A 23,907-nucleotide genomic window follows, 5' to 3' on the forward strand; every position below is an offset into this window, starting at 1 on the left:
TCCTTTTATTTCAGCGGACGCAGCACAATGATGCCCGGTTTGCCTTTCATATATTCGGTGAAAGGTGAGTCCACAACTTTATTATTTATTTTCAGAGAAGAGGCGTTACGGAAGACGGGCCCGGTATCGGTCATGATAAAGATGCCAACGTGCGTCACATCCAGACCGGCTAAATTTGTATAAATGCCAATATAGTCCCCGGTCTTAAGCTGGCTAATAACATCCTGATTAATAGCGATGCCGGGAATGTAATTAATGTCTCTTTTACGAACGTCCAGCCCGTTAATGTAGTGGCTGCCATCTTCTTTTTGATTAAGATATTTAGTGACTTTTTTATAGTTGGCGCTAATTTCAGGCGTGACATCTTTTGCATTTGCAGGATAGCGCGCGGCCCAGTCGGTAAAGAAATGTCTTCTGTACAGGAAATCTACGTCGCTGTTCACATAACGTGTTTTCTTCAGCTGAGTAAAGAAGTCTGACTTGCTGCTGGCGTGGCTAAGGGCGTTAACGTAATCAATGAAGGTATAGCAGTCTACGCCGTTAATATTGACCACCAGTTTTTCTGGCGTGTTTATGGAGCCGATAAGCGTATTTGCGGCATAGGGCGTTCCTGAAAGCCGTGCGGACACGATATCTATTTTGCTGCCAATCGGTATTTGGCCATTTGGCAGTATATGACTATTCAAAATCTCATCGACTTTTCTTTGTGAGGCGGGGTCAATGACAACAGAGGGCGTTTGACAGGAACAAGCCGTAATAAGTGTACATAACAATGGAATAAGATGTGCTCTGTGCATAGAAGATTCCTTTCATTTGCTTGCGGGGGTTCATTGTTTATCCGTTCTGGATTATTTTCAAGGGGGAAGAATTTTTTTAATCTTAATTTTATAAATTAAGATTAGTTTGTTTTTAAATAATTTTTACCAAAAAGCGCATGATATTCAGAAAGGAAGTTAATGTTAATTAAGGGTTTGGGGTAAGGTGCTTTTATTACTGTAATAATGCGTGGGATTTCAAAAAGGGAAGGGTTTAAAACCCTTCCCTTTTTGAAGAGCTTTAACGGATATGCCCCCTGGGCATGATGTTGACGGTTTCGTGCAGTTCAGACCAGACCAGCACCGCTTCACCGCTGGTTAACTGGCGTTTCACGTCCTGAACTTTCTGTTCCAGCGAACGCTCCTGTTCGCCGTAATCGGTGCCTTCGCGCAGAACAAAGGCTTCAATCAGATTAGCGAGCGTTTCCGGGTCCAGTTCTTTCCAGGGAATAATCATTGTTGTCCAGCCAGGTTGAAAGCCATTGTGGAACGCGCTGTTCCAGCCACATTTGCGGCTTGCGCAGCGTTCCGCCTACAAATCCTACGTGCCCGCCATGCTGCGTTAACTGGTATTCCACACAGGCAGGGAGCGTGCCCGCAGCGGGAATAACGTCGTCGGTCATAAACGGATCGTCTTTAGCATGAATGATCAGCAAGGGTTTACGCACCTGCGGCAGCAAAGGCATAGCGCTACAGCGACGGTAGTAATCCGTTGCGTCCAGAAAACCGTGCGCCCTGGCGGTAATGGCATCATCAAACTCTCTGAGTTTTTTGAATCCTTTAAGCTGAGCTAAATCTACCGGCAGCGTTCCGGGCCAGGCGTGCAGTTTTCGGGTGGCATTCTGTCTGAGCAAGTTTAGCAGGTAACGCTGGTAAAGACGTGAGAAACCCCGCTCCAGCCTCTGGCTACAGGGTTCCAGCATCAGCGGCGCAGAGACAATAACGCCCGCATCCAGCAGGCAATCTGCGCCCTGTTTGCCCATCAGGCAGCCCAGCATGTTGCCGCCAAGCGAGAAGCCGACGGCCGCCGTGGGCACGCTTCCCCAGCTGTCGCGAAGCCATTGTAAGAAATAGCTGGCGTCTTCGGTCTCACCGGAATGATAGATACGCTTGAGGCGATTCGGCTCGCCGCTGCAGCCGCGAAAATGCATGACTACGCCCAGCCAGCCGCGCTGTTTGCAGGCTTGCAGCAGGCCGTGAGCATAAGGACTGCTGAAGCTGCCTTCAAGGCCATGAAATAAAACGACGCGCGGTTTGTGGCTGGCCTGCGCCGGGTCTTCGCTCCAGGCCAAATCGATAAAATCGCTGTCCGGTAGAGTGAGTCGCTGCCAGCGCGGCTGCAGGGTGATACGTCGGCGAACCAGCCGTGGCAGCAGCGTTTGCAAATGGGCGTTGCGCATGCCCGCCATGGGCTGAAAAGCATGTTCCGTCAGGTCGTTAAGATTCATTTTCAAAAGGCTTTCAGGATCCCCGTCATGCTGTTAATTTCGATAAGTTATTTGTCGACCGGGGCGAGGAGCGCTCATTACCTATGGAACTGAGTCTGTTTTTGTCAATGCTGGGTTTTTTATGGGTCGCCGCCATTACGCCTGGCCCTAATAATATGTTACTTACCGCTTCGGGTGCCAACTTTGGTTTCCTGCGTTCTCTGTGGCTACTGTTCGGCATTATGATCGGTATGCAGGTGATGCTGCTGATGGTGGCTTTTGGGATTGGCGGGCTGATCCTGCTTTATCCTTCTATGCATTTGCTGTTAAAAATTGCCGGCAGTCTTTATCTGCTGTGGCTGGCATGGAAAATCGCGACGGCGAAATATGAGAAGCTGGAGACCGGCGATGGGCCAGCCGCGCCGATGCCTTTCTGGCAGGGTGGTCTGTTGCAGCTGATTAACCCGAAAGCCTGGTTGATGGCGCTGGGCGCGGTCGCCAGCTTCAGCCTGGCCGGGGAGGCCTATCGTCATTCGGTAGTGGCTATCAGTTTTGCGATGGCGCTGGTTAACCTGGTTTCCGGCCTGATCTGGCTGGGCTTTGGCTCGCTGATTGGTCGTATTTTGCGGAGCCGCCGTGCCTGGACGATTTTTAATGTTGCGATGGGAATGTTGACGGCGGCCTGCGTGCTGCTGATTTGGCGTTAAAAGAAGTGAGTGTTGCAGCCCTTGCTGCTGGTCAGGCGACTGAATTGCTGTAGAACCGTTCCAGCCATTCCTGTCTTTCAGCCGCTCGCGCGCTAACGCCGTTTTCCGGCAATAAAAACCCGAATTTCTTCTAAGGACTTATCGTTATAACCGATAATTTTTAATTACTTCAGTGCGGCAACGGCTCTCGGTTACAAAGGCGTTATTCACCCGATAATAACGATAACCGGAGCAACATCATGGCGCGCAAATTCACTCTTTCGCTGTTAGTAGCAACGCTTTCTCTCTCCGCCATTGGCGCACAGGCGACAGACGTCACCATCGCTTATCAGACCTCTGCGGAACCGGCGAAAGTCGCGCAGGCCGACGATGCGTTTGCCAAAGCCAGCGGCGCGAAGGTCGACTGGCGTAAGTTTGACAGCGGCTCCAGCGTGGTGCGGGCACTGGCTTCCGGCGATGTGCAGATCGGCAATATCGGTTCCAGCCCGCTTGCCGTAGCGGCTAGCCAGCAGGTGCCGATTGAGGTGTTTTTACTGGCCTCGCAGCTTGGCAATTCTGAAGCGCTGGTAGTGAAGAAAGGCATTAAAGATCCCAAAGACCTGATCGGTAAGCGTATCGCCGTGCCTTTTATTTCTACTACGCATTACAGCCTGCTGGCCGCGCTTAAGCATTGGGGCATCAAGCCCGGTCAGGTGCAGATCGTTAATCTTCAGCCGCCCGCGATTATCGCCGCCTGGCAGCGTGGCGATATTGATGGGGCCTACGTCTGGGCGCCCGCAGTCAATGAGCTGGAGAAGGATGGCAAGGTGCTGACCGACTCCGCGCAGGTTGGCAAGTGGGGTTCGCCAACGCTGGACGTCTGGGTAGTGCGCAAAGATTTTGCCCAACAGCATCCTGATGTCGTGACCGCTTTTGCCCGCAGCGCGCTCAATGCGCAAAAAGCCTACCTGGATAACCCCGAGCAGTGGCTTAAAGACGGCGACAACCTCAGTAAGCTGTCGCGTTTAAGCGGCGTGCCGGAACAGCAGGTGCCCGGCCTGGTGCAGGGCAATACCTATCTGACCGCGCAGCAGCAGGTTGAACAGCTGGGCAAGCCGGTTGATCAGGCCATCATTGATACGGCGAAATTCCTGAAAGAGCAGGGCAAAGTGCCGCAGGCGGCCAGCGACTATAGCGCTTTCGTCACCGATCGCTTCGTTAAAAACCTCACTCAGTAAGGAGTCGCCATGCTTTCGGTTTCGCACCTGACGGCCCGCTATGAGGGGCACCTCGCGCTGGAAGATATCAGCCTGACCATTGCCGAGAAGGAGCTGGTGGTGGTGCTTGGGCCTTCCGGCTGCGGCAAAACCACGTTGCTGAACCTGATTGCCGGTTTTCTCAAGCCGGAATCGGGCAGCATTACGCTGGACGGCCAGCGAGTGACCGGGCCGGGAGCGGAACGCGGCGTGGTTTTTCAGCATGAAGGATTGCTTCCCTGGCGTAACGTGCTGGACAACGTCGCTTTCGGGCTACAGCTGGCCGGTATCGATAAAGCTACGCGTCACGAAACGGCGCGCCAGATGTTGCGAAAAGTAGGGCTGAACGGTGCAGAAAAGAAATATATCTGGCAGCTGTCTGGCGGTATGCGTCAGCGCGTGGGGATTGCGAGAGCGTTAGCCGCCGATCCTCAGCTGCTTTTGCTGGATGAACCTTTCGGCGCGCTGGATGCGTTTACCCGTGAGCAAATGCAGGAGCTACTGCTCAATCTCTGGCGGGATAGCGGCAAGCAGGTGTTGCTGATTACGCATGATATTGAAGAAGCCGTCTTCCTGGCCAGCGAGCTGATTTTACTGTCTCCCGGCCCCGGCAGAGTTCTTGAGCGGCTACCGCTGGAGTTCGGTCGCCGCTATGCCGCTGGAGAAGCCTGCCGGGCTATCAAGTCCGATCCCACTTTCATTGCTACGCGTGAATACGTGTTAAGCCAGGTGTTTCAGCAGCGTGAGGTGTTCTCATGAGTTTATTATCTACGGAAAAAACGCTGGTGCGCCGTCCGGGCCTGCGCTGGCCGTTTGGCCGACAGATTACGCTGAGCGCGGCGACCGTGCTGGTTTTGCTGGCTATCTGGTGGGCCGTTACCGCCTTTGGCCTGATCGCGCCGCTATTTTTGCCCGCGCCGCAGCAGGTTTTTCATCAGCTGCTGGTTATCGCCAGTCCGCAAGGCTTTATGGATGCGACGCTCTGGCAGCATCTGGCGGCCAGCCTGACAAGGATTGTGATAGCGCTGCTGGCCGCAATGCTGATTGGCGTGCCGACGGGCATTTTGATGGGGCTGAGTAAAACCGCACGTGGCATCCTCGACCCGTTAATTGAACTTTATCGTCCGGTGCCGCCGCTGGCCTATCTGCCGCTGATGGTTATCTGGTTCGGGATTGGCGAAACGTCGAAAATTCTGCTGATCTACCTGGCGATATTCGCGCCGGTGGTGATGTCGACGCTGGCAGGCGTAAAAAGCGCTCAGCAGGTGCGCCTTCGTGCCGCGCAGTCGCTGGGCGCGAGCCGCTGGCAGACATTGTGGTTTGTGGTACTGCCCGGCGCGCTGCCGGAAATTTTGACCGGGTTGCGTATCGGGCTTGGCGTTGGCTGGTCAACGCTGGTGGCCGCTGAACTGATTGCCGCCACGCGCGGTTTGGGCTTTATGGTGCAGTCCGCCGGTGAATTCCTGGCCACTGACGTTGTACTGGCAGGGATTGCCGTTATCGCCCTGATTGCGTTTTCTCTGGAGCTGGGGCTGCGGGCCTTACAGCGCCGTTTAACCCCCTGGCATGGAGTAACATCATGAACGAACGTCTGAAGATTACCGCGCTTGGTCCTTATATCGGTGCCCAGGTTGCCGACGTTGACCTTAGCCGCCCGCTGAGCGACGCGCAGTTTGAACAGCTTTATCACGCGCTAATTCGCCATCAGGTATTGTTCCTTCGCAATCAGCCCGTCACGCCCGCGCAGCAGCGAGCGCTGGCCGCCCGCTTTGGCGATTTACATATTCATCCTGTTTATCCACATGCGCCGGGCGTAGAAGAAATTATCGTGCTGGATACGCATGATAATAATCCGCCGGACAATGATAACTGGCATACCGACGTTACGTTTATTGAAACGCCGCCAGCGGGCGCGATTCTGGCGGCGAAGCAGCTGCCGGAAACCGGGGGCGATACGCTGTGGGCCAGCGGAATTGCCGCTTATGAGGCGCTCTCTCAGCCGTTTAAGACCTTGCTGAGCGGGTTACAGGCTGAGCACAACTTCACTAAATCCTTTCAGGAATTTAAATACCGCAAGAACGAAGATGAGCACGCCCGCTGGAAGCAGGCCGTAGAGAAAAACCCGCCGCTGCTGCATCCGGTCATCCGTACCCATCCGGTCAGCGGCAAGCAGGCGCTGTTTGTCAACGAAGGCTTTACGACCAGGATTGTGGGACTGAGCGAGAAAGAGGGCGACGCGCTGCTGAATTTCTTGTTTGCGCATATCACCAAACCGGAGTTTCAGGTGCGCTGGCGCTGGCAGCAGGATGATATAGCTATCTGGGATAACCGCGTCACGCAGCACTACGCCAATGCAGACTATCTGCCTGCACGGCGTATTATGCATCGCGCTACCATCCTGGGAGATAAGCCTTTTTATCGGCCTGATGCGGTGTAAGGATCAGGAGGCCAGCATCGTTTCCAGCTGTTCCTGTGCGTCAAGCCATTCCATTTCGCATGTTTCCAGCGCGGATTTCGCTTCGGCCTGCTGTTGCAGCGCCACGGTGAGATCCGCTTTGCGGCTCTGCTCGTAGATAGCCGCATCCGCCAGCTTCGACTCGGCGTCGGCAAGCTGGCCGTTTAGCTTCTCCATCTGCTTTTCCAGCTTCTCAATCTGCTTGCGCAGCGGCTGCGTTTGCGTGCGCAGTTCGGCTTCGCGACGCTTCTGGTCTTTTCTGGCCTGGGCGCTGTTGCCGCTTTCCTGTTTAGGTTCGGCAGCGGCGGCAGAGGTTTGCTTTTGCAGATCGCTCAGCCACTGCTGATAATCTTCCAGATCGCCATCAAAAGCCTCTACCTTGCCATCGTGCACCAGGTAGAGGTCGTCAGTGGTGGAGCGCAGCAGATGCCTGTCGTGCGACACCACCACCAGCGCGCCTTCGAAATCGATCAGCGCTTCGGTCAGCGCCTGACGCATATCCAGATCCAGGTGGTTGGTTGGTTCATCCAGCAGCAGCAGGTTAGGGCGCTGCCAGACAATCAGCGCCAGCACCAGCCGCGCTTTTTCACCGCCCGAGAAGCGCTCGGTCTGTTCAGTCACCTTATCGCCCTGAAAACCAAAGCCGCCCAGGTAGTCGCGCAGCTGCTGCTCCAGCACTTTAGGGGCCAGCCGCACCAGATGCTGGAGCGGAGATTCATCTGCCCGTAAAAATTCGAGCTGATGCTGGGCGAAGTAGCCGAGCTTGATGCCTTTCGCCAGGCCGATATCGCCCTTCAGCGGGGCCAGCTCGCCAGCCAGCAGCTTGATCAGGGTCGATTTACCCGCACCGTTGCGGCCCAGCAGGCCAATGCGCGAGCCGGGAACCAGGTTGAGCTTGATGGAATCCAGGATAATGCGCTCGCCATAGCCCGCGCTGACCTTTTCCATTTTCAGTAGCGGATTAGGCAGGCTCTCCGGCTCGCGGAAGCTGAAGGTGAAAGGATTATCGACGTGGGCCGGGGCAATCAGCTCCATGCGCTCCAGCATTTTAATGCGGCTTTGGGCCTGCTTAGCTTTGCTGGCCTTGGCCTTAAAGCGATCGATAAAGCTTTGCAGGTGCGCCACTTTCTGCTGCTGGTTTTCAAACATCGACTGCTGCTGCGCCAGTTTGGTGGCGCGCTGAATTTCGAACGAGCTGTAGTTGCCGGTGTATTCAAAGATCGACTGCTGCTCGATATGCAGAATTTTATCCACCACCGGATCGAGGAAGTCACGGTCATGGGAAATCAAAATCAGCGTGCCCTGGTAGCTTTTCAGCCAGCGTTCCAGCCAGATCACCGCATCCAGATCGAGGTGGTTAGTGGGTTCGTCGAGCAGCAGCAGGTCGGATCGGCAGATAAGCGCCTGCGCCAGGTTCAGGCGCATCCGCCAGCCGCCGGAAAAATCGCTGACCGGCCGCTGGAGCTGCTCCTGAGAAAAGCCCAAACCGCTAAGCAAGCTGGCGGCACGCGACTGTATTGTCCATGCCTGAATAGCGTCCAGCTTACCGTGCAAAGTGGCGATAGCGTGGCCGTCATTGCGTTCGTTTGCGGCGGTCAGATCCGTTTGCAGCTGACGGTATTCCCGGTCGCCGTCGATAACATACTCAATGGCGGGCACCGCAAGCGCTGGCGTCTCCTGGTTGACCCAGGCCAGCGACCAGTTGCCGGGATAGCTAAAGCTGCCGGCGTCGGCGCTTATCTCGTTCTTAAGCAGCGACAGCAGCGTGGATTTACCGCAGCCGTTTTTCCCGACCAGGCCGACTTTCTGGCCCGGGTTAATGGTGGCGGTGGCATTATCCAGCAGTACGCGGACACCGCGTCGTATTTGTAACGATGAGAAGACAATCATAAGCGCCGTAATAACCAGAATATGTTAAATTAAACCATCATAAATGCTTTGCGGAATGCACTATTCCGCGGTGTCGAGCATGGTAGCGGAATTTCCCCGCCGTGACGACGATTTGGAGGGACTGATGTCGCAGCCGCCCAAAGTTTTGCTGCTTTTTGCTCACCCGGAATCTCAGGACTCGATTGCCAATCGGGTGCTGTTAGAGCCGGCAAAAGCGTTGCCTAATGTGACCGTGCACGACCTGTACGCGCACTATCCCGATTTCTTTATCGATATCCATTATGAACAGCGTTTGCTGCGCGAGCACGACGTGATTGTTTTTCAGCATCCGCTGTATACCTACAGCTGCCCGGCGCTGTTAAAAGAGTGGCTGGATCGCGTGCTGTCGCGAGGCTTCGCCAGCGGGCCGGGCGGTAACGTGCTGGAAGGGAAATACTGGCGCAGCGTTGTTACCACCGGTGAACCGGAAACGGCTTACCATCAGGAAGGGCTCAACCGCTATCCCTTGTCGGCGATTATGCGCCCCTTTGAACTGACCGCGCAGATGTGCAGCATGCACTGGCTGACGCCGATGATTATTTACTGGGCACGGCGGCAGACGCCCGAAATGATGAAAAATTATGCGCGAGCCTATAGCGACTGGCTGGCGTCACCTTTGCCCTATGGAGGCATTTGAATGGAAGGACAAACCCTGCTCACTGCTGGCGTAGTCTATCTTTTTGCTGCGGTTATCGCCGTGCCGATTGCGGCCCGGCTTGGCATTGGTGCAGTGCTGGGTTATCTGCTGGCCGGTATTGCTATCGGTCCGTGGGGACTGGGTTTTATCAGCGACGTCGAGGAAATCCTCCACTTTTCCGAGCTGGGCGTGGTGTTTCTGATGTTTATCATCGGGCTGGAGCTAAACCCTTCCAAGCTCTGGGAGCTGCGGCGTTCTATTTTTGGCGTTGGCGCAGCGCAGGTAATTTTTAGCGCGGCGATCCTTGGCGTGCTGCTGTGGCTGACGAAGTTCTCCTGGCAGGCGGCGATGATTGGCGGTCTGGGCCTGGCGATGTCTTCAACGGCGATGGCGCTGCAGTTGATGAGCGACAAAGGCATGAAGCGCAACGAGTCCGGCCAGCTTGGCTTTTCGGTGCTGCTGTTTCAAGATTTGGCCGTGATCCCGGCGCTGGCGCTGGTGCCGCTGCTGGCTGGTGGCGACAGCGGTCATACCGACTGGATGAAAGTGGGCATGAAGGTGCTGGCTTTTGCGGGCATGCTGATTGGCGGACGTTTTCTGCTGCGGCCGATTTTTCGCTTTATCGCCGCTTCCGGCGTGCGCGAAGTCTTTACCGCTGCGGCATTGCTGCTGGTGTTAGGTTCAGCACTCTTTATGGATGCGCTGGGCCTGTCGATGGCGCTGGGCACCTTTATCGCGGGTATTCTGCTGGCGGAAAGCGAGTATCGTCACGAGCTGGAAGTTGCTATCGATCCTTTTAAAGGCTTACTGCTCGGGCTGTTTTTTATCTCGGTCGGCATGGCCCTGAATCTGGGCGTGCTTTATACCCATATCGTTGAAATCCTCGTCGGCGTAGTGGTGCTGGTGGCGATTAAAGCGGGCGTGCTTTATCTGCTCTCCCGTATTTTTGGCCTGCGCAGTTCGGAGCGGCTACAGTTTTCTGCGGTGCTGAGCCAGGGCGGCGAATTCGCCTTTGTGCTTTTCTCTGCGGCTTCTTCGGCCAAGCTGTTCAGCGGCGATCAGATGCCGCTGCTGCTGGTTACGGTTACGCTGTCGATGATGACCACGCCGCTGCTGATGCAGAGCGTCGACAAAATTCTGGCCAAACGTTTTAACGATGGCGATGACAACGAAGAAAAACCTTTTGTTGAAGATGATAAACCGCAGGTGATCGTGGTGGGGTTTGGCCGTTTCGGTCAGGTTGTAGCGCGCTTGCTGATGGCCAATGAAAAGCGGATTACGGTACTGGAACGCGATATCAGCGCGGTCAGCCTGATGCGTAACTATGGTTACAAAGTATACTATGGTGATGCCACCGAGCTGGAACTGCTGCGTGCCGCAGGCGCTGAGACGGCGCAGTCCATTGTGGTGACCTGTAACGGCCCGGAAGATGCGATGGAGATTGTGCGTCTTTGCCAGCATCATTTTCCGCATTTGCAAATCCTGGCGCGAGCGCGCGGACGCGTGGAAGCGCATGAGCTGCTACAGGCAGGCGTTACCCAGTTTTCTCGCGAAACTTTTTCCAGTGCGCTGGAGCTTGGCCGCAAGACGCTGATGTCGCTGGGCATGCATCCGCATCAGGCATTTCGCGCGCAGCAACATTTTCGTCGCCTGGATATGCGTATGCTGCGTGAGCTCATGCCGAACCACGGCGATAGCCAGCAGATTTCGCGCGTGAAAGAGGCCAGGCGCGAGCTGGAGGATATTTTCCAGGCCGAAATGCAGCGTGAAAAGCGCCAGTTTGACGGCTGGGATGAGTTTGAATAGGCCGGGGCGAACGAATTCGTCCTTTTTTGAGTTGGCACAGCTTTGCGTTTGCAGGTACAGGCAAAGCAATGCCTGATTATTTAAGTCGGGAAGCGTATGCGTAAAAGATTTATTGCCGGTGCGACTTGTCCAAAGTGCCAGGCAAAAGATACCCTTGCTCTGTGGGTCGAAAATAATGTCGATGTAGTTGAATGCGTTAAGTGCGGCCATCAGATGCGTGAAGCGGACAAACACGTTCGTGACGAGGTTCGCACCAACGAGCAAGTGATCGGAATTTTTCATCCTGAGTAGCGTTATGGCTCAGCTTTTTTTAAGCTGTATCGTACAGCGGCGTTGAAATTTATTACAATCAACGCAAACTTAGAGCCTGCTGGCGAATCCGCCAGCGTTTAAGGCTCAAGCTCTCAACGGTTAGGAGTAATCATGAAAGTAGCAAAAGACCTGGTAGTCAGCCTGGCATATCAGGTACGTACAGAAGACGGTGTGTTGGTTGATGAGTCTCCGGTGACCGCACCGTTGGACTATCTGCACGGTCATGGTTCCCTGATTTCTGGTCTGGAAAAGGCGCTGGAAAATCACGAGGCTGGCGATAAGTTCGAAGTCCACATTGCGGCGAACGAAGCTTACGGCCAGTACGACGACAACCTGGTGCAGCGCGTTCCAAAAGACGTGTTCATGGGCGTTGATGAACTGCAGGTTGGCATGCGCTTCCTGGCGGAAACCGATCAGGGACCGGTACCGGTCGAAATCACCGAGGTAGAAGATGACCACGTGGTGGTTGACGGTAACCACATGCTGGCGGGCCAGGATCTGAACTTTAACGTTGAGGTTGTTGCGATTCGTGAAGCGACCGAAGAAGAACTGGCTCACGGCCACGTTCACGGCGAGCACGATCATCATCATGACCACGATCATGACCACGACCACGGTAAAGGCGGTTGCGGCACCGGCGGCTGTGGCTGCAGCCACTAAGTCGTAGACGTTCGCAAAAGGCCGCCCGAGGGCGGCCTTTTTGTTGGCAGCGATCCTGCCTGGTTCTCCAGCGGCGAAGGGCTGTCAGTAGTGGGGCGGCGGCGTTTCTTCTGACTGTGAGGCCATCATGGAAGGCGCAGCTGATTTCAACTTGTCGGTCAGCAGACGCATTTGCTCACGCAAGCGGCCCATTTCCAGCTCATGTTGAATCACCGTTTGGTTAAGCTCTTCTATGGTGTGTTCCTGAAAAGCTAAGCGGCTTTCCAGCATCTCCATCCGCTGTTCAAACAATGATTGTTGCATACTCGTTCCTCTTATTACCGCGCAGGCCGTTATCATGGCCGGATTCCTCCGATTCTAACGGTAATTAACCGCCTGAAACAGCGATGTTCGCGTTAATTTCGCTGGCGCGGTTGAAAAGAGCCAGCGGCGGCTGCATCTCAGTGATGAAACTTTCGGATGGGTATGTGGTCGGAAGTAATTAGTTTTCATTGCGAGAGTTATGCAGCTTTCTCGCGCACGGTTGTTATAGTACAGGCTCTGTTCTGTAAACGATTTCCGAGGTGAGAGGCTTCGGTTTTGGAGAAATGGATGAAATCACTGTTTAAAGTCACACTGCTGGCCACCACAATGGCCGTTGCGCTGAATGCCTCGCAGGTATTTGCGGCCCCAGCCACGGCGGCACCTTCTGCTCCGGCCGAGCAGGCGCCACAGCAGGCACCGAAGAATGCCGCGTTTAAAAATGAAGATCAGCAGTCTGCCTATGCACTGGGCGCGTCTCTTGGCCGCTATATGGAAAACTCCCTGAAAGAGCAGGAAAAACTGGGCATCACGCTGGACAAGCAGCAGCTGATCTCCGGTGTTCAGGACGCTTTTGCCGGTAAGAGCAAGCTTTCCGATCAGGAAATCGAGCAGACGCTGCAGGCGTTTGAAGGTCGCGTAAAAACGGCCGCTCAGGCGAAAATGGAAAAAGACGCGAAAGAGAATACCGAAAAAGGTAATGCTTTCGCCGCTAAGTTCGCCAAAGAAAAAGGCGTGAAAAAAACCGAATCTGGCCTGATGTATCAGGTTGAGAAAGAAGGGACTGGCGACGTGCCTAAAGACAGCGATACCGTTGTTGTTAACTACAAAGGTACGCTGATTGACGGTTCTGAGTTCGACAACTCTTACACTCGCGGCGAGCCGCTGTCATTCCGTCTTGACGGCGTGATCCCTGGCTGGACCGAAGGCCTGAAGCACGTGAAGAAAGGCGGCAAAATCAAGCTGGTCATTCCACCACAGCTCGCCTACGGTAAAAACGGCGTGCCGGGTATTCCAGCTAACTCTACGCTGGTATTTGATGTTGAGCTGCTGGACATCAAACCGGCCGCGAAAGCGGATGCTAACGCACCGGCTCCGACAGAAGCGCCAGCCGCTACCGAATCTAAGTAACGCCTCCTGCCGCCACTTCTGTGGCGGTATTTTTTCCTGCCTCAAACTGCCTTATCCCTTTATCCAGCGCTATTCCCACACAAAATTCATGACAAAGACCGGGACAGGCGTTTCTGATATTTGCTAGACTGACGCCCGCGCATTTTCTTCGAAACGAACCTGTGCTGGCCGCATGCAGCAGGCTTTTTTAAAGGTGGTGTCTTAATGTCTGGCTCAATTTTTACCGGTGATGTGAACGATCTGGAATTACTGGAGCAGCATCCCTTTGAACCAAATGATTTTGCGATTTTAAAATCGTATGAGGCAGTGGTCGATGGGCTGGCAATGCTTATCGGTTCGCACTGTGAGATTGTGCTGCACTCACTGGAAGATTTAAAACGCTCTGCTGTGCGCATTGCCAACGGCGAGCACACCGGTCGTAAAATCGGTTCGCCTATCACCGATCTGGCGCTGCGCATGCTGCATGATATGACGGATGCAGAAAGCAACGTCTCGCGCGCTTACTTTACCCGCGCCAAAAGCGGCGTGCTGATGAAGTCGGTCACTATTGCCATTCGCAACGGAAAACAGCGCGTTATCGGTCTGCTCTGCATCAATATGAATCTGGACGTGCCTTTCTCCCAGATCATCGCGACGTTTATGCCGCCGGAAACTCAGGAAATGGACTCCTCGGTAAACTTTGCCTCTTCGGTGGAGGATCTGGTGATGCAAACGCTGGAGTTTACGATTGAAGAGGTCAGTAACGATCGCAATATCTCCAATAACGCCAAGAATCGCCAGATTGTGCTTAATCTCTATGAAAAAGGCATTTTCGATATCAAAGATGCAATCAACCAGGTGGCCGATCGCCTGAACATCTCCAAGCACACCGTCTATCTTTATATCCGCCAGTTCAAGCATGGCGATTTTCAGGGAACCGAACGCTGATGCGTTTTACTTTGCTGGTCACCGGCCCCGCCTATGGTACTCAGCAGGCCAGCTCGGCCTGGTTGTTTGCGCAGGCGCTGCTGGCGCAGGGCCATAGCCTGGAAAGCGTTTTCTTCTATCGTGAGGGCGTGATGAACGCCAGCGCGCTGACGTCTCCGGCCAGCGATGAAGTTGATTTGACCCGCGCCTGGCAACAGTTACAGCGCGAGCATAACGTTGCGCTGAATATCTGCGTGGCTGCGGCGCTGCGGCGCGGCATCACCGATCGGCAGGAAGCCAAAAATCTGAATCTTCCCGCCGCTAACCTGGCCGAAGGTTTCCAGCTTTCCGGTCTGGGCGCGCTGGCCGAAGCGGCATTAAGCAGCGAGCGGATGGTACAGTTCTGATGAAGCGTATCGCCTTTGTTTTTAGCCAGCCGCCGCATGGTTCCAGCGCCGGGCGGGAAGGGCTGGACGCCGTGATGACCGTTTCAGCGCTTAGCGAAGATATCGCGCTGTTTTTCGTCAGCGACGGCGTAATGCAGCTGCTGGGCGATCAGCAGCCGGAAAAAATTCTGGCGCGCAACTATATCGCTACGTTTGGCGTTCTGCCGTTATACGATCTGGAAAACTTTTACGTCTGCTCGGCTGCGCTGGCCGAACGCGGCATTGCAGCAGAAGCGTTAACAGCGCTGCCGGTTGAGGTTCTGACCCCTGCGGCACTGCGTGCGACGCTAAACGATTACGACCAGATTATTTCGTTTTGAGGAAACTATGCTGCATACGCTGATGACTTCTCCTTTCCAGTGCGACCTGAACGCCATGCTGCGGCTGCTCGCAGAAGGGGACGACGTGTTACTGTTGCAGGATGGCGTACTGGCGGCGTTAAAAGGCAGCAAAGCCCTTGAATCTCTGCGGTTAGCCCCCATCTCTTTATACGTCCTGCAGGATGATGTGGTGGCTCGCGGGCTTTCTGCTCAAATTTCATCCGATGCGGCAGCAGTGAGCTATACTGATTTCGTCGCGCTGACGGTTAAACACCCTCAACAAATGACCTGGTAACGACAATATCCTGGTTATTTCTTGACACCTTTTCTGCTCAGCCCTAAAATTCCGCGTCCTCGTTATCTGACGAGGCGATTTATTACGTGTTTACGAAGCAAAAGCAAATTCCAGGAGCTATTTAATGGCAACAGTTAACCAGCTGGTTCGCAAACCACGCGCACGCAAAGTTGCAAAGAGCAACGTGCCTGCGCTGGAAGCTTGCCCGCAGAAACGTGGTGTATGTACTCGTGTGTATACCACTACCCCGAAAAAACCAAACTCCGCACTGCGTAAAGTATGCCGTGTGCGTTTGACTAACGGTTTTGAAGTTACCTCCTACATCGGCGGTGAAGGTCATAACCTGCAGGAACACTCCGTGATCCTGATCCGTGGCGGTCGTGTAAAAGACCTGCCAGGTGTGCGTTACCACACCGTTCGTGGCGCGCTGGACTGCTCAGGTGTTAAAGACCGTAAGCAGGCTCGCTCCAAGTACGGCGTGAAGAAGCCAAAGGCTTAATGGTTCTCCGTTAAGTAAGGCCAAACGTTTTATCTTAAATGTCATAATAAACTCGTAGAGTTTTGGACAATCCTGAATTAACAACGGAGTATTTCCATGCCACGTCGTCGCGTTATTGGTCAGCGTAAAATTCTGCCAGATCCTAAGTTCGGATCAGAGCTGCTGGCCAAATTTGTAAACATCCTGATGGTAGATGGTAAAAAATCTACCGCCGAATCTATCGTTTATACTGCACTTGAGACCCTGGCTCAGCGTGCTGGTAAAGGCGAACTGGAAGCATTCGAAGTAGCCCTGGACAACGTCCGCCCAACCGTGGAAGTTAAATCCCGTCGCGTTGGTGGTTCTACTTATCAGGTACCAGTTGAAGTCCGTCCGGTTCGTCGTAATGCTCTGGCAATGCGTTGGATCGTTGAAGCTGCTCGTAAACGCGGTGATAAATCAATGGCTCTGCGCCTGGCGAACGAACTTTCTGATGCTGCAGAAAACAAAGGTACTGCAGTGAAGAAACGTGAAGACGTTCACCGTATGGCCGAAGCCAACAAGGCGTTCGCTCACTACCGCTGGTAACAGCTCTGTAGTTGTTATTAACCCAGCGGGCGTTCAGTTGACCCCGCTGGGATTTAACTTTGAACGTCCGAGAATCAGAGGAATCAAATGGCTCGTACAACACCCATTACACGCTACCGTAACATTGGTATCAGTGCACACATCGACGCCGGTAAGACGACAACTACCGAACGTATTCTGTTCTACACCGGTGTAAACCACAAAATCGGTGAAGTTCATGATGGCGCAGCCACCATGGACTGGATGGCGCAGGAGCAGGAGCGTGGTATTACCATTACCTCCGCAGCGACTACCGCTTTCTGGTCTGGTATGGCTAAGCAGTTCGAGCCGCACCGCGTAAACATCATTGACACCCCAGGACACGTTGACTTCACCATCGAAGTTGAACGTTCTATGCGTGTTCTTGACGGCGCAGTAATGGTTTACTGTGCAGTTGGTGGTGTTCAGCCACAGTCTGAGACCGTATGGCGTCAGGCTAACAAATATAAAGTTCCACGCATCGCGTTCGTTAACAAAATGGACCGCATGGGTGCTAACTTCCTGAAAGTTGTTGGTCAGATCGAAGCACGTCTGGGCGCAACTCCGGTTCCTCTGCAGCTGGCTATCGGCGCAGAAGAGAACTTCACCGGCGTTGTTGACCTGATCAAGATGAAAGCGATCAACTGGAACGACGCGGATGCAGGCGTGACCTTCGATTACGAAGAGATCCCGGCTGACATGCAGGAACTGGCTGAAGAATGGCGCCAGAAACTGATTGAAGCGGCAGCTGAAGGCTCTGATGAGCTGATGGAGAAGTTCTTTGGTGGCGAAGAGCTGACCGAAGAAGAGATCAAAACTTCTCTGCGTAAGCGCGTTCTGAACAACGAAATTATCCTGGTTACCTGTGGTTCTGCATTTAAGAACAAAGGTGTTCAGGCAATGCTGGATGCCGTAATTGAATATCTGCCGTCACCAACTGACGTAACAGCTATCAACGGTATTCTGGACGACGGTAAAGATACGCCAGCAGTTCGTCACTCTGACGACAACGAGCCGTTTGCTGCTCTGGCGTTTAAAATCGCTACCGACCCGTTTGTAGGTAACCTGACGTTCTTCCGCGTTTACTCTGGTATCGTTAACTCTGGCGACACCGTGTACAACCCGGTTAAATCTCAGCGTGAGCGTCTGGGCCGTATCGTACAGATGCACGCCAACAAGCGTGAAGAGATTAAAGAAGTTCGCGCAGGCGACATCGCTGCAGCTATCGGTCTGAAAGACGTGACCACCGGTGACACCCTGTGTGACCCGGACAACGTTATCATTCTGGAGCGCATGGAATTCCCTGAGCCGGTAATCTCCATCGCGGTTGAACCGAAAACCAAAGCTGACCAGGAAAAAATGGGTCTGGCTCTGGGCCGTCTGGCTAAAGAAGACCCGTCATTCCGCGTATGGACTGACGAAGAGTCTAACCAGACTATTATCGCAGGTATGGGTGAGCTGCACCTCGACATCATCGTTGACCGCATGAAGCGTGAATTCAACGTTGAAGCGAACGTCGGTAAACCTCAGGTTGCTTACCGTGAAGCTATCCGTTCTAAAGTTACGGATATCGAAGGTAAACACGCCAAGCAGTCCGGTGGTCGCGGTCAGTACGGTCATGTTGTTATCGACATGTACCCACTGGAGCCGGGTTCAAACCCGAAAGGCTACGAATTTACCAACGACATTAAAGGTGGTGTGATTCCTGGTGAATACATCCCTGCCGTTGATAAAGGCATTCAGGAGCAGCTGAAAGCAGGTCCGCTGGCTGGTTATCCGGTAGTTGATCTGGGCGTGCGTCTGCACTTCGGTTCTTACCATGACGTTGACTCCTCCGAGCTGGCGTTTAAACTGGCGGCTTCTATCGCCTTTAAAGATGGCTTTAAGAAAGCACAGCCTGTGCTGCTTGAGCCAATCATGAAGGTTGAAGTTGAAACGCCTGAAGAGAACACTGGTGACGTTATCGGTGACCTTAGCCGTCGTCGTGGTACGCTGCGCGGCCAGGAATCCAACGTAACTGGCGTTGTGATTCACGCTGAAGTTCCGCTGTCTGAAATGTTCGGATATGCAACACAGCTGCGTTCTATCACCAAAGGTCGTGCATCTTACTCTATGGAATTCCTGAAGTATGATGATGCGCCGAACAACGTTGCTCAGGCTGTTATTGAAGCCCGTGGTAAATAATCGGGTTTAACCAATTGATCCCGTGCTCTCCTTCCCACAAGGGAGAGCACAGAAAGTAAGGAATATCGCCGTGGCTAAAGAAAAATTTGAACGTTCCAAACCGCACGTCAACGTTGGCACCATCGGCCACGTTGACCACGGTAAAACTACCCTGACTGCTGCTATCACCACCGTTCTGGCTAAAACCTACGGCGGTTCTGCTCGTGCATTCGACCAGATCGATAACGCACCAGAAGAAAAAGCTCGTGGTATCACCATCAACACTTCTCACGTTGAATATGACACCCCGACTCGCCACTACGCGCACGTTGACTGCCCAGGCCACGCCGACTATGTGAAAAACATGATCACCGGTGCTGCGCAGATGGACGGCGCGATCCTGGTTGTTGCTGCGACTGACGGCCCAATGCCGCAGACTCGTGAGCACATCCTGCTGGGTCGTCAGGTTGGCGTTCCTTACATCATCGTGTTCCTGAACAAGTGCGACATGGTTGATGATGAAGAGCTGCTGGAACTGGTTGAAATGGAAGTACGTGACCTGCTGTCACAGTACGACTTCCCGGGCGACGACACCCCAATCGTTCACGGTTCCGCGCTGAAAGCGCTGGAAGGCGATGCAGAGTGGGAAGCTAAGATCATCGAGCTGGCTGGTCACCTGGATAACTACATCCCAGAGCCAGAGCGCGCAATCGACAAGCCGTTCCTGCTGCCAATCGAAGACGTGTTCTCTATCTCCGGCCGTGGTACCGTTGTTACCGGTCGTGTAGAGCGCGGTATCGTTAAAGTTGGTGAAGAAGTTGAAATCGTTGGTATCAAAGATACCGTGAAATCAACCTGTACCGGCGTTGAAATGTTCCGTAAGCTGCTGGACGAAGGCCGTGCGGGTGAGAACTGTGGTATCCTGCTGCGCGGTATCAAGCGCGAAGATATCCAGCGTGGTCAGGTTCTGGCTAAGCCAGGCACCATCAAGCCACACACTCAGTTCGAGTCTGAGGTTTACATCCTGTCCAAAGACGAAGGCGGCCGTCATACTCCGTTCTTCAAAGGCTACCGTCCACAGTTCTACTTCCGTACAACTGACGTGACCGGTACCATCGAACTGCCAGAAGGCGTTGAGATGGTAATGCCAGGCGACAACATCAAAATGGTTGTTACCCTGATCCACCCAATCGCAATGGACGACGGTCTGCGTTTCGCAATCCGTGAAGGCGGCCGTACTGTTGGTGCGGGCGTTGTTGCTAAAGTTATCGCTTAATTGTCGATAGCCTGAGAACAGGGTTCGCTCTGTTCGGGCAAGTAAAAAGAGCACTTCGGTGCTCTTTTTTTATGGCTGCAATTCGGCAAGCAAAAAACGATCTCGTTACCCGCCTGCAATAAACCCCGTGTGCGATTGAAATAAAAACGATTCGCATTTACAATGTGATCGTTATTTGTACGGGGTGATAAAATGTACGTATGTTTATGTAATGCCATAAGTGATAAAACGATCCGCGAGGTAGTGCGTCGTTACCAGCCAAAATCGCTCCAGCATCTCCGCCAGTTTATTCCTGTAGGCAAGCAGTGCGGTAAATGTTTGCGCGTTACGCGCGATATCATGAAAGAAGAACTGCAGCACCTTCCGCCTTATAAAGAAATTGCCTGATAATCCCCCTATATTTTGTCATGCTTTTTTGACTTCTTCGCTGGTGCATCTACGATCTGATTAACCGGAAGCGGAGGATGCAACATGAAGGGCGATGCCAGAATCATAAGTCATTTGAATAAACTTCTTGGAAATGAGCTGGTTGCTATAAACCAGTATTTTCTTCATGCGCGAATGTTCAAAAACTGGGGGCTGATGCGCCTGAACAATATTGAATATCACGAGTCCATCGACGAAATGAAGCATGCGGATAAATATATTGAACGCATACTGTTTCTCGAAGGCCTGCCGAACCTGCAGGACCTGGGACGGCTGCGTATTGGCGAAGATGTAGAAGAGATGCTGCATTCGGATTTGCAGCTTGAACTGGAAGGCGCCAAAGATCTGCGTGAGGCTATCGCTTATGCGGATAAGGTTTATGACTATGTCAGCCGCGATATGATGATTGTGATTCTGGAAGATGAAGAACACCATATCGACTTCTTAGAAACCGAACTCGATTTGATTGCTAAAATCGGCGTGCAAAATTACCTGCAGTCGCAGATCAAAGTAGAAGAGTAGGGCTGTTGCATCATAAAACGCTGCTAAATCAGGAAGACCGGCGGCGTTTTTTATTTTTTTAAACAACGCGTTTTCCGGCGACCCGCTATCTATACCCCGCCTGGGTTAAGAAACTGGTTGCAATGCCCGCTCACGTACGTATAATGCGCGGGCCTGTCAGAAATGGCGGCCCGGTTCAATCTGAACCGCAGGCGAGCAATTAGCTCCCTGACAATACTCCCAATCGGGGAGTTATGTGCAGACGATTACACTCCCCCATCAATCGTAATGGGTGTGGGTAGTAATTTTTTTCGTTTATAAATAATTGGAGCTCTGGTCTCATGCAGAACCAAAGAATCCGTATCCGTCTTAAAGCGTTTGATCATCGTCTGATCGATCAATCGACCGCAGAAATCGTTGAGACTGCCAAGCGCACTGGTGCGCAGGTTCGTGGTCCAATTCCTCTGCCGACCCGCAAAGAGCGCTTTACCGTTCTGATCTCCCCGCACGTCAACAAAGATGCGCGCGATCAGTATGAAATTCGCACTCACAAGCGTCTGGTTGACATCGTTGAGCCAACTGAAAAAACGGTTGATGCTCTGATGCGTCTGGATCTGGCTGCAGGTGTTGACGTGCAGATCAGCCTGGGTTAATCAGGTCATTGAGCGATTGAGAGGTTGAAACAATGATTGGTTTAGTCGGTAAAAAAGTCGGTATGACCCGCGTCTTCACTGAAGATGGCGTATCTATCCCGGTAACCGTGATCGAAATTGAAGCAAACCGCGTGACTCAGGTTAAGAGCCTGGAAAACGACGGCTACACTGCTATCCAGGTAACTGCCGGTGCTAAAAAAGCAAACCGCGTCACCAAGCCTGAAGCAGGCCATTTTGCTAAAGCTGGCGTAGAAGCTGGCCGTGGTCTGTGGGAATTCCGTACCGCTGAAGGCGACGAATTCACCGTAGGTCAGAGCATCAACGTTGACATTTTCGCTGACGTGAAAAAAGTTGACGTGACTGGTACATCTAAAGGTAAAGGTTTTGCCGGTACTGTTAAGCGCTGGAACTTCCGTACTCAGGATGCTACCCACGGTAACTCCTTGTCTCACCGCGTTCCGGGTTCTATCGGTCAGAACCAGACTCCGGGCAAAGTGTTCAAAGGCAAGAAAATGGCAGGCCAGCTGGGTAATGAGCGCGTAACCGTTCAGAGCCTGGACGTAGTACGTGTTGACGCTGAGCGCAACCTGCTGCTGGTTAAAGGTGCAGTTCCCGGTGCTACCGGTAGCGACCTGATCGTTAAACCAGCTGTGAAGGCGTAAGGGGATAGCAATGGAATTAGTATTGAAAGACGCGCAAAGCGCGCTGACTGTTTCCGAAACTACCTTCGGTCGTGACTTCAACGAAGCGCTGGTACATCAGGTTGTTGTTGCTTATGCAGCAGGTGCCCGTCAAGGTACCCGTGCTCAGAAGACCCGTGCTGAAGTAACTGGTTCCGGCAAAAAGCCGTGGCGCCAGAAAGGTACCGGCCGTGCGCGTGCAGGTTCTGCAAAGAGCCCAATCTGGCGTTCAGGCGGCGTGACCTTCGCTGCGAAGACCCAGGATCACAGTCAGAAAGTAAACAAAAAGATGTACCGCGGCGCGCTGAAAAGCATCCTGTCCGAACTGGTACGTCAAGATCGTCTGATCGTTGTCGAGCAGTTCTCTCTGGAAGCACCTAAAACTAAGTTGCTGGTAGAGAAACTGAAAGACATGGCGCTGGAAGACGTGCTGATCATCACTGGCGAACTGGAAGAGAACCTGTTCCTGGCCGCTCGCAACCTGTACAAGGTTGACGTACGTGATGCAGCTGGTATCGACCCAGTTAGCCTGATCGCCTTCGACAAAGTCGTTATGACTGCTGATGCAGTTAAGCAAGTTGAGGAGATGCTGGCATGATCCGTGAAGAACGTCTGCTGAAAGTACTGCGCGCGCCGCACGTATCTGAAAAAGCATCTGCTGCGATGGAAAAAACCAACACCATCGTTCTCAAAGTTGCTAAAGACGCGACCAAAGCAGAAATCAAAGCCGCTGTACAGAAGCTTTTCGAAGTGGAAGTAGAGGACGTAAACACCCTGGTTGTTAAAGGGAAAGTTAAGCGTCACGGACAGCGTATTGGTCGTCGTAACGACTGGAAAAAAGCTTACGTCACCCTGAAAGAAGGCCAGAATCTGGACTTCGTCGGCGGCGCTGAGTAAGTCGGAGGAGAAGAACAATGGCAGTTGTTAAATGTAAACCGACATCTCCGGGTCGTCGTCACGTAGTTAAAGTGGTGAACGCGGAGCTGCACAAGGGCAAACCATTTGCCCCGCTGGTCGAAAAGAACAGCAAATCCGGTGGCCGTAACAACAATGGTCGCATCACTACCCGTCATATCGGTGGTGGTCATAAGCAGGCTTACCGTATTGTTGACTTCAAACGCAACAAAGATGGTATCCCGGCTACCGTTGAACGTCTTGAGTACGATCCGAACCGTTCCGCGAACATCGCGCTGGTTCTGTACAAAGACGGCGAGCGCCGTTACATCCTGGCCCCTAAAGGCCTGAAAGCTGGCGACCAGATTCAGTCTGGCGTTGATGCGGCGATTAAAGCGGGTAACACCCTGCCAATGCGCAACATCCCAGTGGGTTCCACCGTACACAACGTAGAAATGAAACCAGGCAAAGGCGGTCAGATTGCCCGTTCAGCTGGTACTTACGTGCAGATCGTTGCGCGTGAAGGTTCCTACGTTACCCTGCGTCTGCGTTCTGGTGAAATGCGTAAAGTCGAATCTGACTGCCGCGCGACCCTGGGCGAAGTCGGTAACGCCGAGCACATGCTTCGCGTTCTGGGTAAAGCCGGTGCAGCTCGTTGGCGCGGTGTTCGTCCTACCGTTCGCGGTACTGCGATGAACCCAGTCGATCACCCGCACGGTGGTGGTGAAGGTCGTAACTTTGGTAAGCACCCTGTATCACCTTGGGGCCTGCAGACTAAAGGTAAGAAGACCCGTAGCAACAAGCGTACTGATAAATTTATCGTACGTCGCCGTAGCAAATAATTTTAGA

The 23,907-nt window shown here is 53.2% G+C and carries 30 protein-coding genes; 25 read left to right on the forward strand and 5 right to left on the reverse strand.

Annotated elements, in window-relative coordinates; genetic code table 11:
• Window positions 1-5: 5 nt before the first annotated feature.
• The 3 genes from ACMGGR_RS01200 to ACMGGR_RS01210 all read right to left on the reverse strand — a co-directional run bounded on the left by ACMGGR_RS01200 (window position 6) and on the right by ACMGGR_RS01210 (window position 2,263).
• Window positions 6-797, reverse strand: a complete 792-nt coding sequence (locus tag ACMGGR_RS01200) for a DUF1460 domain-containing protein (protein ID WP_414147992.1) — start codon at window positions 795-797, stop codon at window positions 6-8.
• A 259-nt stretch (window positions 798-1,056) separates the two neighbouring features.
• Window positions 1,057-1,272, reverse strand: a complete 216-nt coding sequence (locus ACMGGR_RS01205; RefSeq protein WP_246761105.1) for a YheU family protein — start codon at window positions 1,270-1,272, stop codon at window positions 1,057-1,059.
• The gene (locus tag ACMGGR_RS01210) at window positions 1,229-2,263 is read right to left on the reverse strand and encodes a hydrolase (RefSeq protein WP_414148892.1); all 1,035 of its coding nucleotides are present in this window, start codon (window positions 2,261-2,263) and stop codon (window positions 1,229-1,231) included. Before ACMGGR_RS01210 ends, ACMGGR_RS01205 begins: the two co-directional genes overlap by 44 nt.
• Before the next feature lie 83 nt (window positions 2,264-2,346).
• Here ACMGGR_RS01210 and ACMGGR_RS01215 point away from each other — a divergent pair, with 83 nt between their 5' ends.
• The 5 genes from ACMGGR_RS01215 to tauD all read left to right on the forward strand — a co-directional run bounded on the left by ACMGGR_RS01215 (window position 2,347) and on the right by tauD (window position 6,621).
• A complete protein-coding gene (locus ACMGGR_RS01215; protein WP_414147993.1) occupies window positions 2,347-2,949 on the forward strand; it encodes a LysE family translocator in 603 nt (200 codons plus the stop codon).
• A 239-nt stretch (window positions 2,950-3,188) separates the two neighbouring features.
• Entirely contained in the window at window positions 3,189-4,166 is a 978-nt protein-coding gene (tauA, locus tag ACMGGR_RS01220) for a taurine ABC transporter substrate-binding protein (RefSeq protein ID WP_414147994.1), read from the forward strand.
• A gap of 9 nt (window positions 4,167-4,175) precedes the next feature.
• On the forward strand, window positions 4,176-4,943 hold the full coding sequence (tauB, locus tag ACMGGR_RS01225; protein ID WP_246761101.1) for a taurine ABC transporter ATP-binding subunit: 768 nt from the start codon (window positions 4,176-4,178) through the stop codon (window positions 4,941-4,943).
• On the forward strand, window positions 4,940-5,767 hold the full coding sequence (gene tauC, locus ACMGGR_RS01230; RefSeq protein WP_246761099.1) for a taurine ABC transporter permease TauC: 828 nt from the start codon (window positions 4,940-4,942) through the stop codon (window positions 5,765-5,767). The genes tauB and tauC overlap by 4 nt, the downstream gene beginning before the upstream one ends.
• Window positions 5,764-6,621 carry a taurine dioxygenase gene (tauD, locus tag ACMGGR_RS01235; RefSeq protein WP_414147995.1) on the forward strand — a complete coding sequence of 286 codons (858 nt, stop codon included), beginning with the start codon at window positions 5,764-5,766 and terminating at the stop codon, window positions 6,619-6,621. Before tauC ends, tauD begins: the two co-directional genes overlap by 4 nt.
• A 3-nt stretch (window positions 6,622-6,624) precedes the next feature.
• Here tauD and ACMGGR_RS01240 read toward each other — a convergent pair whose 3' ends face one another.
• Entirely contained in the window at window positions 6,625-8,529 is a 1,905-nt protein-coding gene (locus ACMGGR_RS01240) for an ABC transporter ATP-binding protein (RefSeq protein ID WP_246761095.1), read from the reverse strand.
• Window positions 8,530-8,653: 124 nt separating this feature from the next.
• Here ACMGGR_RS01240 and kefG point away from each other — a divergent pair, with 124 nt between their 5' ends.
• The 4 genes from kefG (at window position 8,654) to slyD (ending at window position 11,983) form a co-directional block, all read left to right on the forward strand.
• Window positions 8,654-9,205, forward strand: coding sequence for a glutathione-regulated potassium-efflux system ancillary protein KefG (gene kefG, locus ACMGGR_RS01245; RefSeq protein WP_246761269.1), 552 nt, complete (start codon window positions 8,654-8,656; stop codon window positions 9,203-9,205).
• Window positions 9,206-11,011, forward strand: coding sequence for a glutathione-regulated potassium-efflux system protein KefB (gene kefB / locus ACMGGR_RS01250; RefSeq protein ID WP_414147996.1), 1,806 nt, complete (start codon window positions 9,206-9,208; stop codon window positions 11,009-11,011). It abuts the gene before it with no gap.
• A gap of 96 nt (window positions 11,012-11,107) precedes the next feature.
• Window positions 11,108-11,302 carry a YheV family putative zinc ribbon protein gene (locus ACMGGR_RS01255; RefSeq protein WP_125289837.1) on the forward strand — a complete coding sequence of 65 codons (195 nt, stop codon included), beginning with the start codon at window positions 11,108-11,110 and terminating at the stop codon, window positions 11,300-11,302.
• A 132-nt stretch (window positions 11,303-11,434) separates the two neighbouring features.
• Window positions 11,435-11,983 (forward strand): peptidylprolyl isomerase, encoded by a 549-nt coding sequence (slyD, locus tag ACMGGR_RS01260; RefSeq protein WP_246761092.1) that lies wholly within the window; start codon window positions 11,435-11,437, stop codon window positions 11,981-11,983.
• Window positions 11,984-12,067: 84 nt separating this feature from the next.
• Here slyD and ACMGGR_RS01265 read toward each other — a convergent pair whose 3' ends face one another.
• Entirely contained in the window at window positions 12,068-12,286 is a 219-nt protein-coding gene (locus ACMGGR_RS01265) for a protein SlyX (protein WP_246761090.1), read from the reverse strand.
• A 288-nt stretch (window positions 12,287-12,574) separates the two neighbouring features.
• Here ACMGGR_RS01265 and fkpA point away from each other — a divergent pair, with 288 nt between their 5' ends.
• From fkpA to rplB, 16 genes are all read left to right on the forward strand, one after another.
• On the forward strand, window positions 12,575-13,414 hold the full coding sequence (gene fkpA / locus ACMGGR_RS01270) for an FKBP-type peptidyl-prolyl cis-trans isomerase (RefSeq protein WP_414147997.1): 840 nt from the start codon (window positions 12,575-12,577) through the stop codon (window positions 13,412-13,414).
• Between the two features lie 204 nt (window positions 13,415-13,618).
• Window positions 13,619-14,341, forward strand: coding sequence for a transcriptional regulator (locus tag ACMGGR_RS01275; RefSeq protein WP_246761087.1), 723 nt, complete (start codon window positions 13,619-13,621; stop codon window positions 14,339-14,341).
• Complete coding sequence (gene tusD, locus ACMGGR_RS01280; protein ID WP_246761085.1) at window positions 14,341-14,727, forward strand: sulfurtransferase complex subunit TusD; 387 nt, start codon at window positions 14,341-14,343, stop codon at window positions 14,725-14,727. The genes ACMGGR_RS01275 and tusD overlap by 1 nt, the downstream gene beginning before the upstream one ends.
• A complete protein-coding gene (gene tusC / locus ACMGGR_RS01285; protein WP_414147998.1) occupies window positions 14,727-15,086 on the forward strand; it encodes a sulfurtransferase complex subunit TusC in 360 nt (119 codons plus the stop codon). Before tusD ends, tusC begins: the two co-directional genes overlap by 1 nt.
• Window positions 15,087-15,093: 7 nt before the next feature.
• Window positions 15,094-15,381 carry a sulfurtransferase complex subunit TusB gene (gene tusB, locus ACMGGR_RS01290; RefSeq protein ID WP_246761080.1) on the forward strand — a complete coding sequence of 96 codons (288 nt, stop codon included), beginning with the start codon at window positions 15,094-15,096 and terminating at the stop codon, window positions 15,379-15,381.
• A 124-nt stretch (window positions 15,382-15,505) separates the two neighbouring features.
• Window positions 15,506-15,880: a 30S ribosomal protein S12 gene (gene rpsL / locus ACMGGR_RS01295; protein ID WP_075182598.1), complete on the forward strand. Its 375-nt coding sequence runs from the start codon at window positions 15,506-15,508 to the stop codon at window positions 15,878-15,880.
• A gap of 96 nt (window positions 15,881-15,976) precedes the next feature.
• The gene (gene rpsG, locus ACMGGR_RS01300) at window positions 15,977-16,447 is read left to right on the forward strand and encodes a 30S ribosomal protein S7 (protein ID WP_125289829.1); all 471 of its coding nucleotides are present in this window, start codon (window positions 15,977-15,979) and stop codon (window positions 16,445-16,447) included.
• Window positions 16,448-16,534: 87 nt separating this feature from the next.
• The gene (fusA, locus tag ACMGGR_RS01305) at window positions 16,535-18,649 is read left to right on the forward strand and encodes an elongation factor G (protein ID WP_246761079.1); all 2,115 of its coding nucleotides are present in this window, start codon (window positions 16,535-16,537) and stop codon (window positions 18,647-18,649) included.
• A 70-nt stretch (window positions 18,650-18,719) separates the two neighbouring features.
• On the forward strand, window positions 18,720-19,904 hold the full coding sequence (gene tuf / locus ACMGGR_RS01310; RefSeq protein ID WP_246761077.1) for an elongation factor Tu: 1,185 nt from the start codon (window positions 18,720-18,722) through the stop codon (window positions 19,902-19,904).
• 192 nt (window positions 19,905-20,096) lie between these two features.
• On the forward strand, window positions 20,097-20,291 hold the full coding sequence (gene bfd, locus ACMGGR_RS01315; RefSeq protein WP_246761075.1) for a bacterioferritin-associated ferredoxin: 195 nt from the start codon (window positions 20,097-20,099) through the stop codon (window positions 20,289-20,291).
• Between the two features lie 84 nt (window positions 20,292-20,375).
• Window positions 20,376-20,852 carry a bacterioferritin gene (gene bfr / locus ACMGGR_RS01320; RefSeq protein WP_414147999.1) on the forward strand — a complete coding sequence of 159 codons (477 nt, stop codon included), beginning with the start codon at window positions 20,376-20,378 and terminating at the stop codon, window positions 20,850-20,852.
• Window positions 20,853-21,172: 320 nt separating this feature from the next.
• On the forward strand, window positions 21,173-21,484 hold the full coding sequence (gene rpsJ / locus ACMGGR_RS01325) for a 30S ribosomal protein S10 (protein WP_001181005.1): 312 nt from the start codon (window positions 21,173-21,175) through the stop codon (window positions 21,482-21,484).
• A gap of 32 nt (window positions 21,485-21,516) precedes the next feature.
• Window positions 21,517-22,146: a 50S ribosomal protein L3 gene (gene rplC, locus ACMGGR_RS01330; RefSeq protein WP_125290984.1), complete on the forward strand. Its 630-nt coding sequence runs from the start codon at window positions 21,517-21,519 to the stop codon at window positions 22,144-22,146.
• Window positions 22,147-22,156: 10 nt separating this feature from the next.
• Window positions 22,157-22,762, forward strand: coding sequence for a 50S ribosomal protein L4 (rplD, locus tag ACMGGR_RS01335; RefSeq protein ID WP_246761071.1), 606 nt, complete (start codon window positions 22,157-22,159; stop codon window positions 22,760-22,762).
• Entirely contained in the window at window positions 22,759-23,061 is a 303-nt protein-coding gene (gene rplW / locus ACMGGR_RS01340; protein ID WP_034917494.1) for a 50S ribosomal protein L23, read from the forward strand. The genes rplD and rplW overlap by 4 nt, the downstream gene beginning before the upstream one ends.
• A 17-nt stretch (window positions 23,062-23,078) precedes the next feature.
• Complete coding sequence (rplB, locus tag ACMGGR_RS01345) at window positions 23,079-23,900, forward strand: 50S ribosomal protein L2 (protein ID WP_246761069.1); 822 nt, start codon at window positions 23,079-23,081, stop codon at window positions 23,898-23,900.
• The last annotated feature ends 7 nt before the right edge of the window (window positions 23,901-23,907 follow it).

The sequence above is a fragment of the Erwinia sp. BNK-24-b genome, assembly GCF_047456155.1.
GTDB classification, from domain to species: domain Bacteria; phylum Pseudomonadota; class Gammaproteobacteria; order Enterobacterales; family Enterobacteriaceae; genus Erwinia; species Erwinia phyllosphaerae.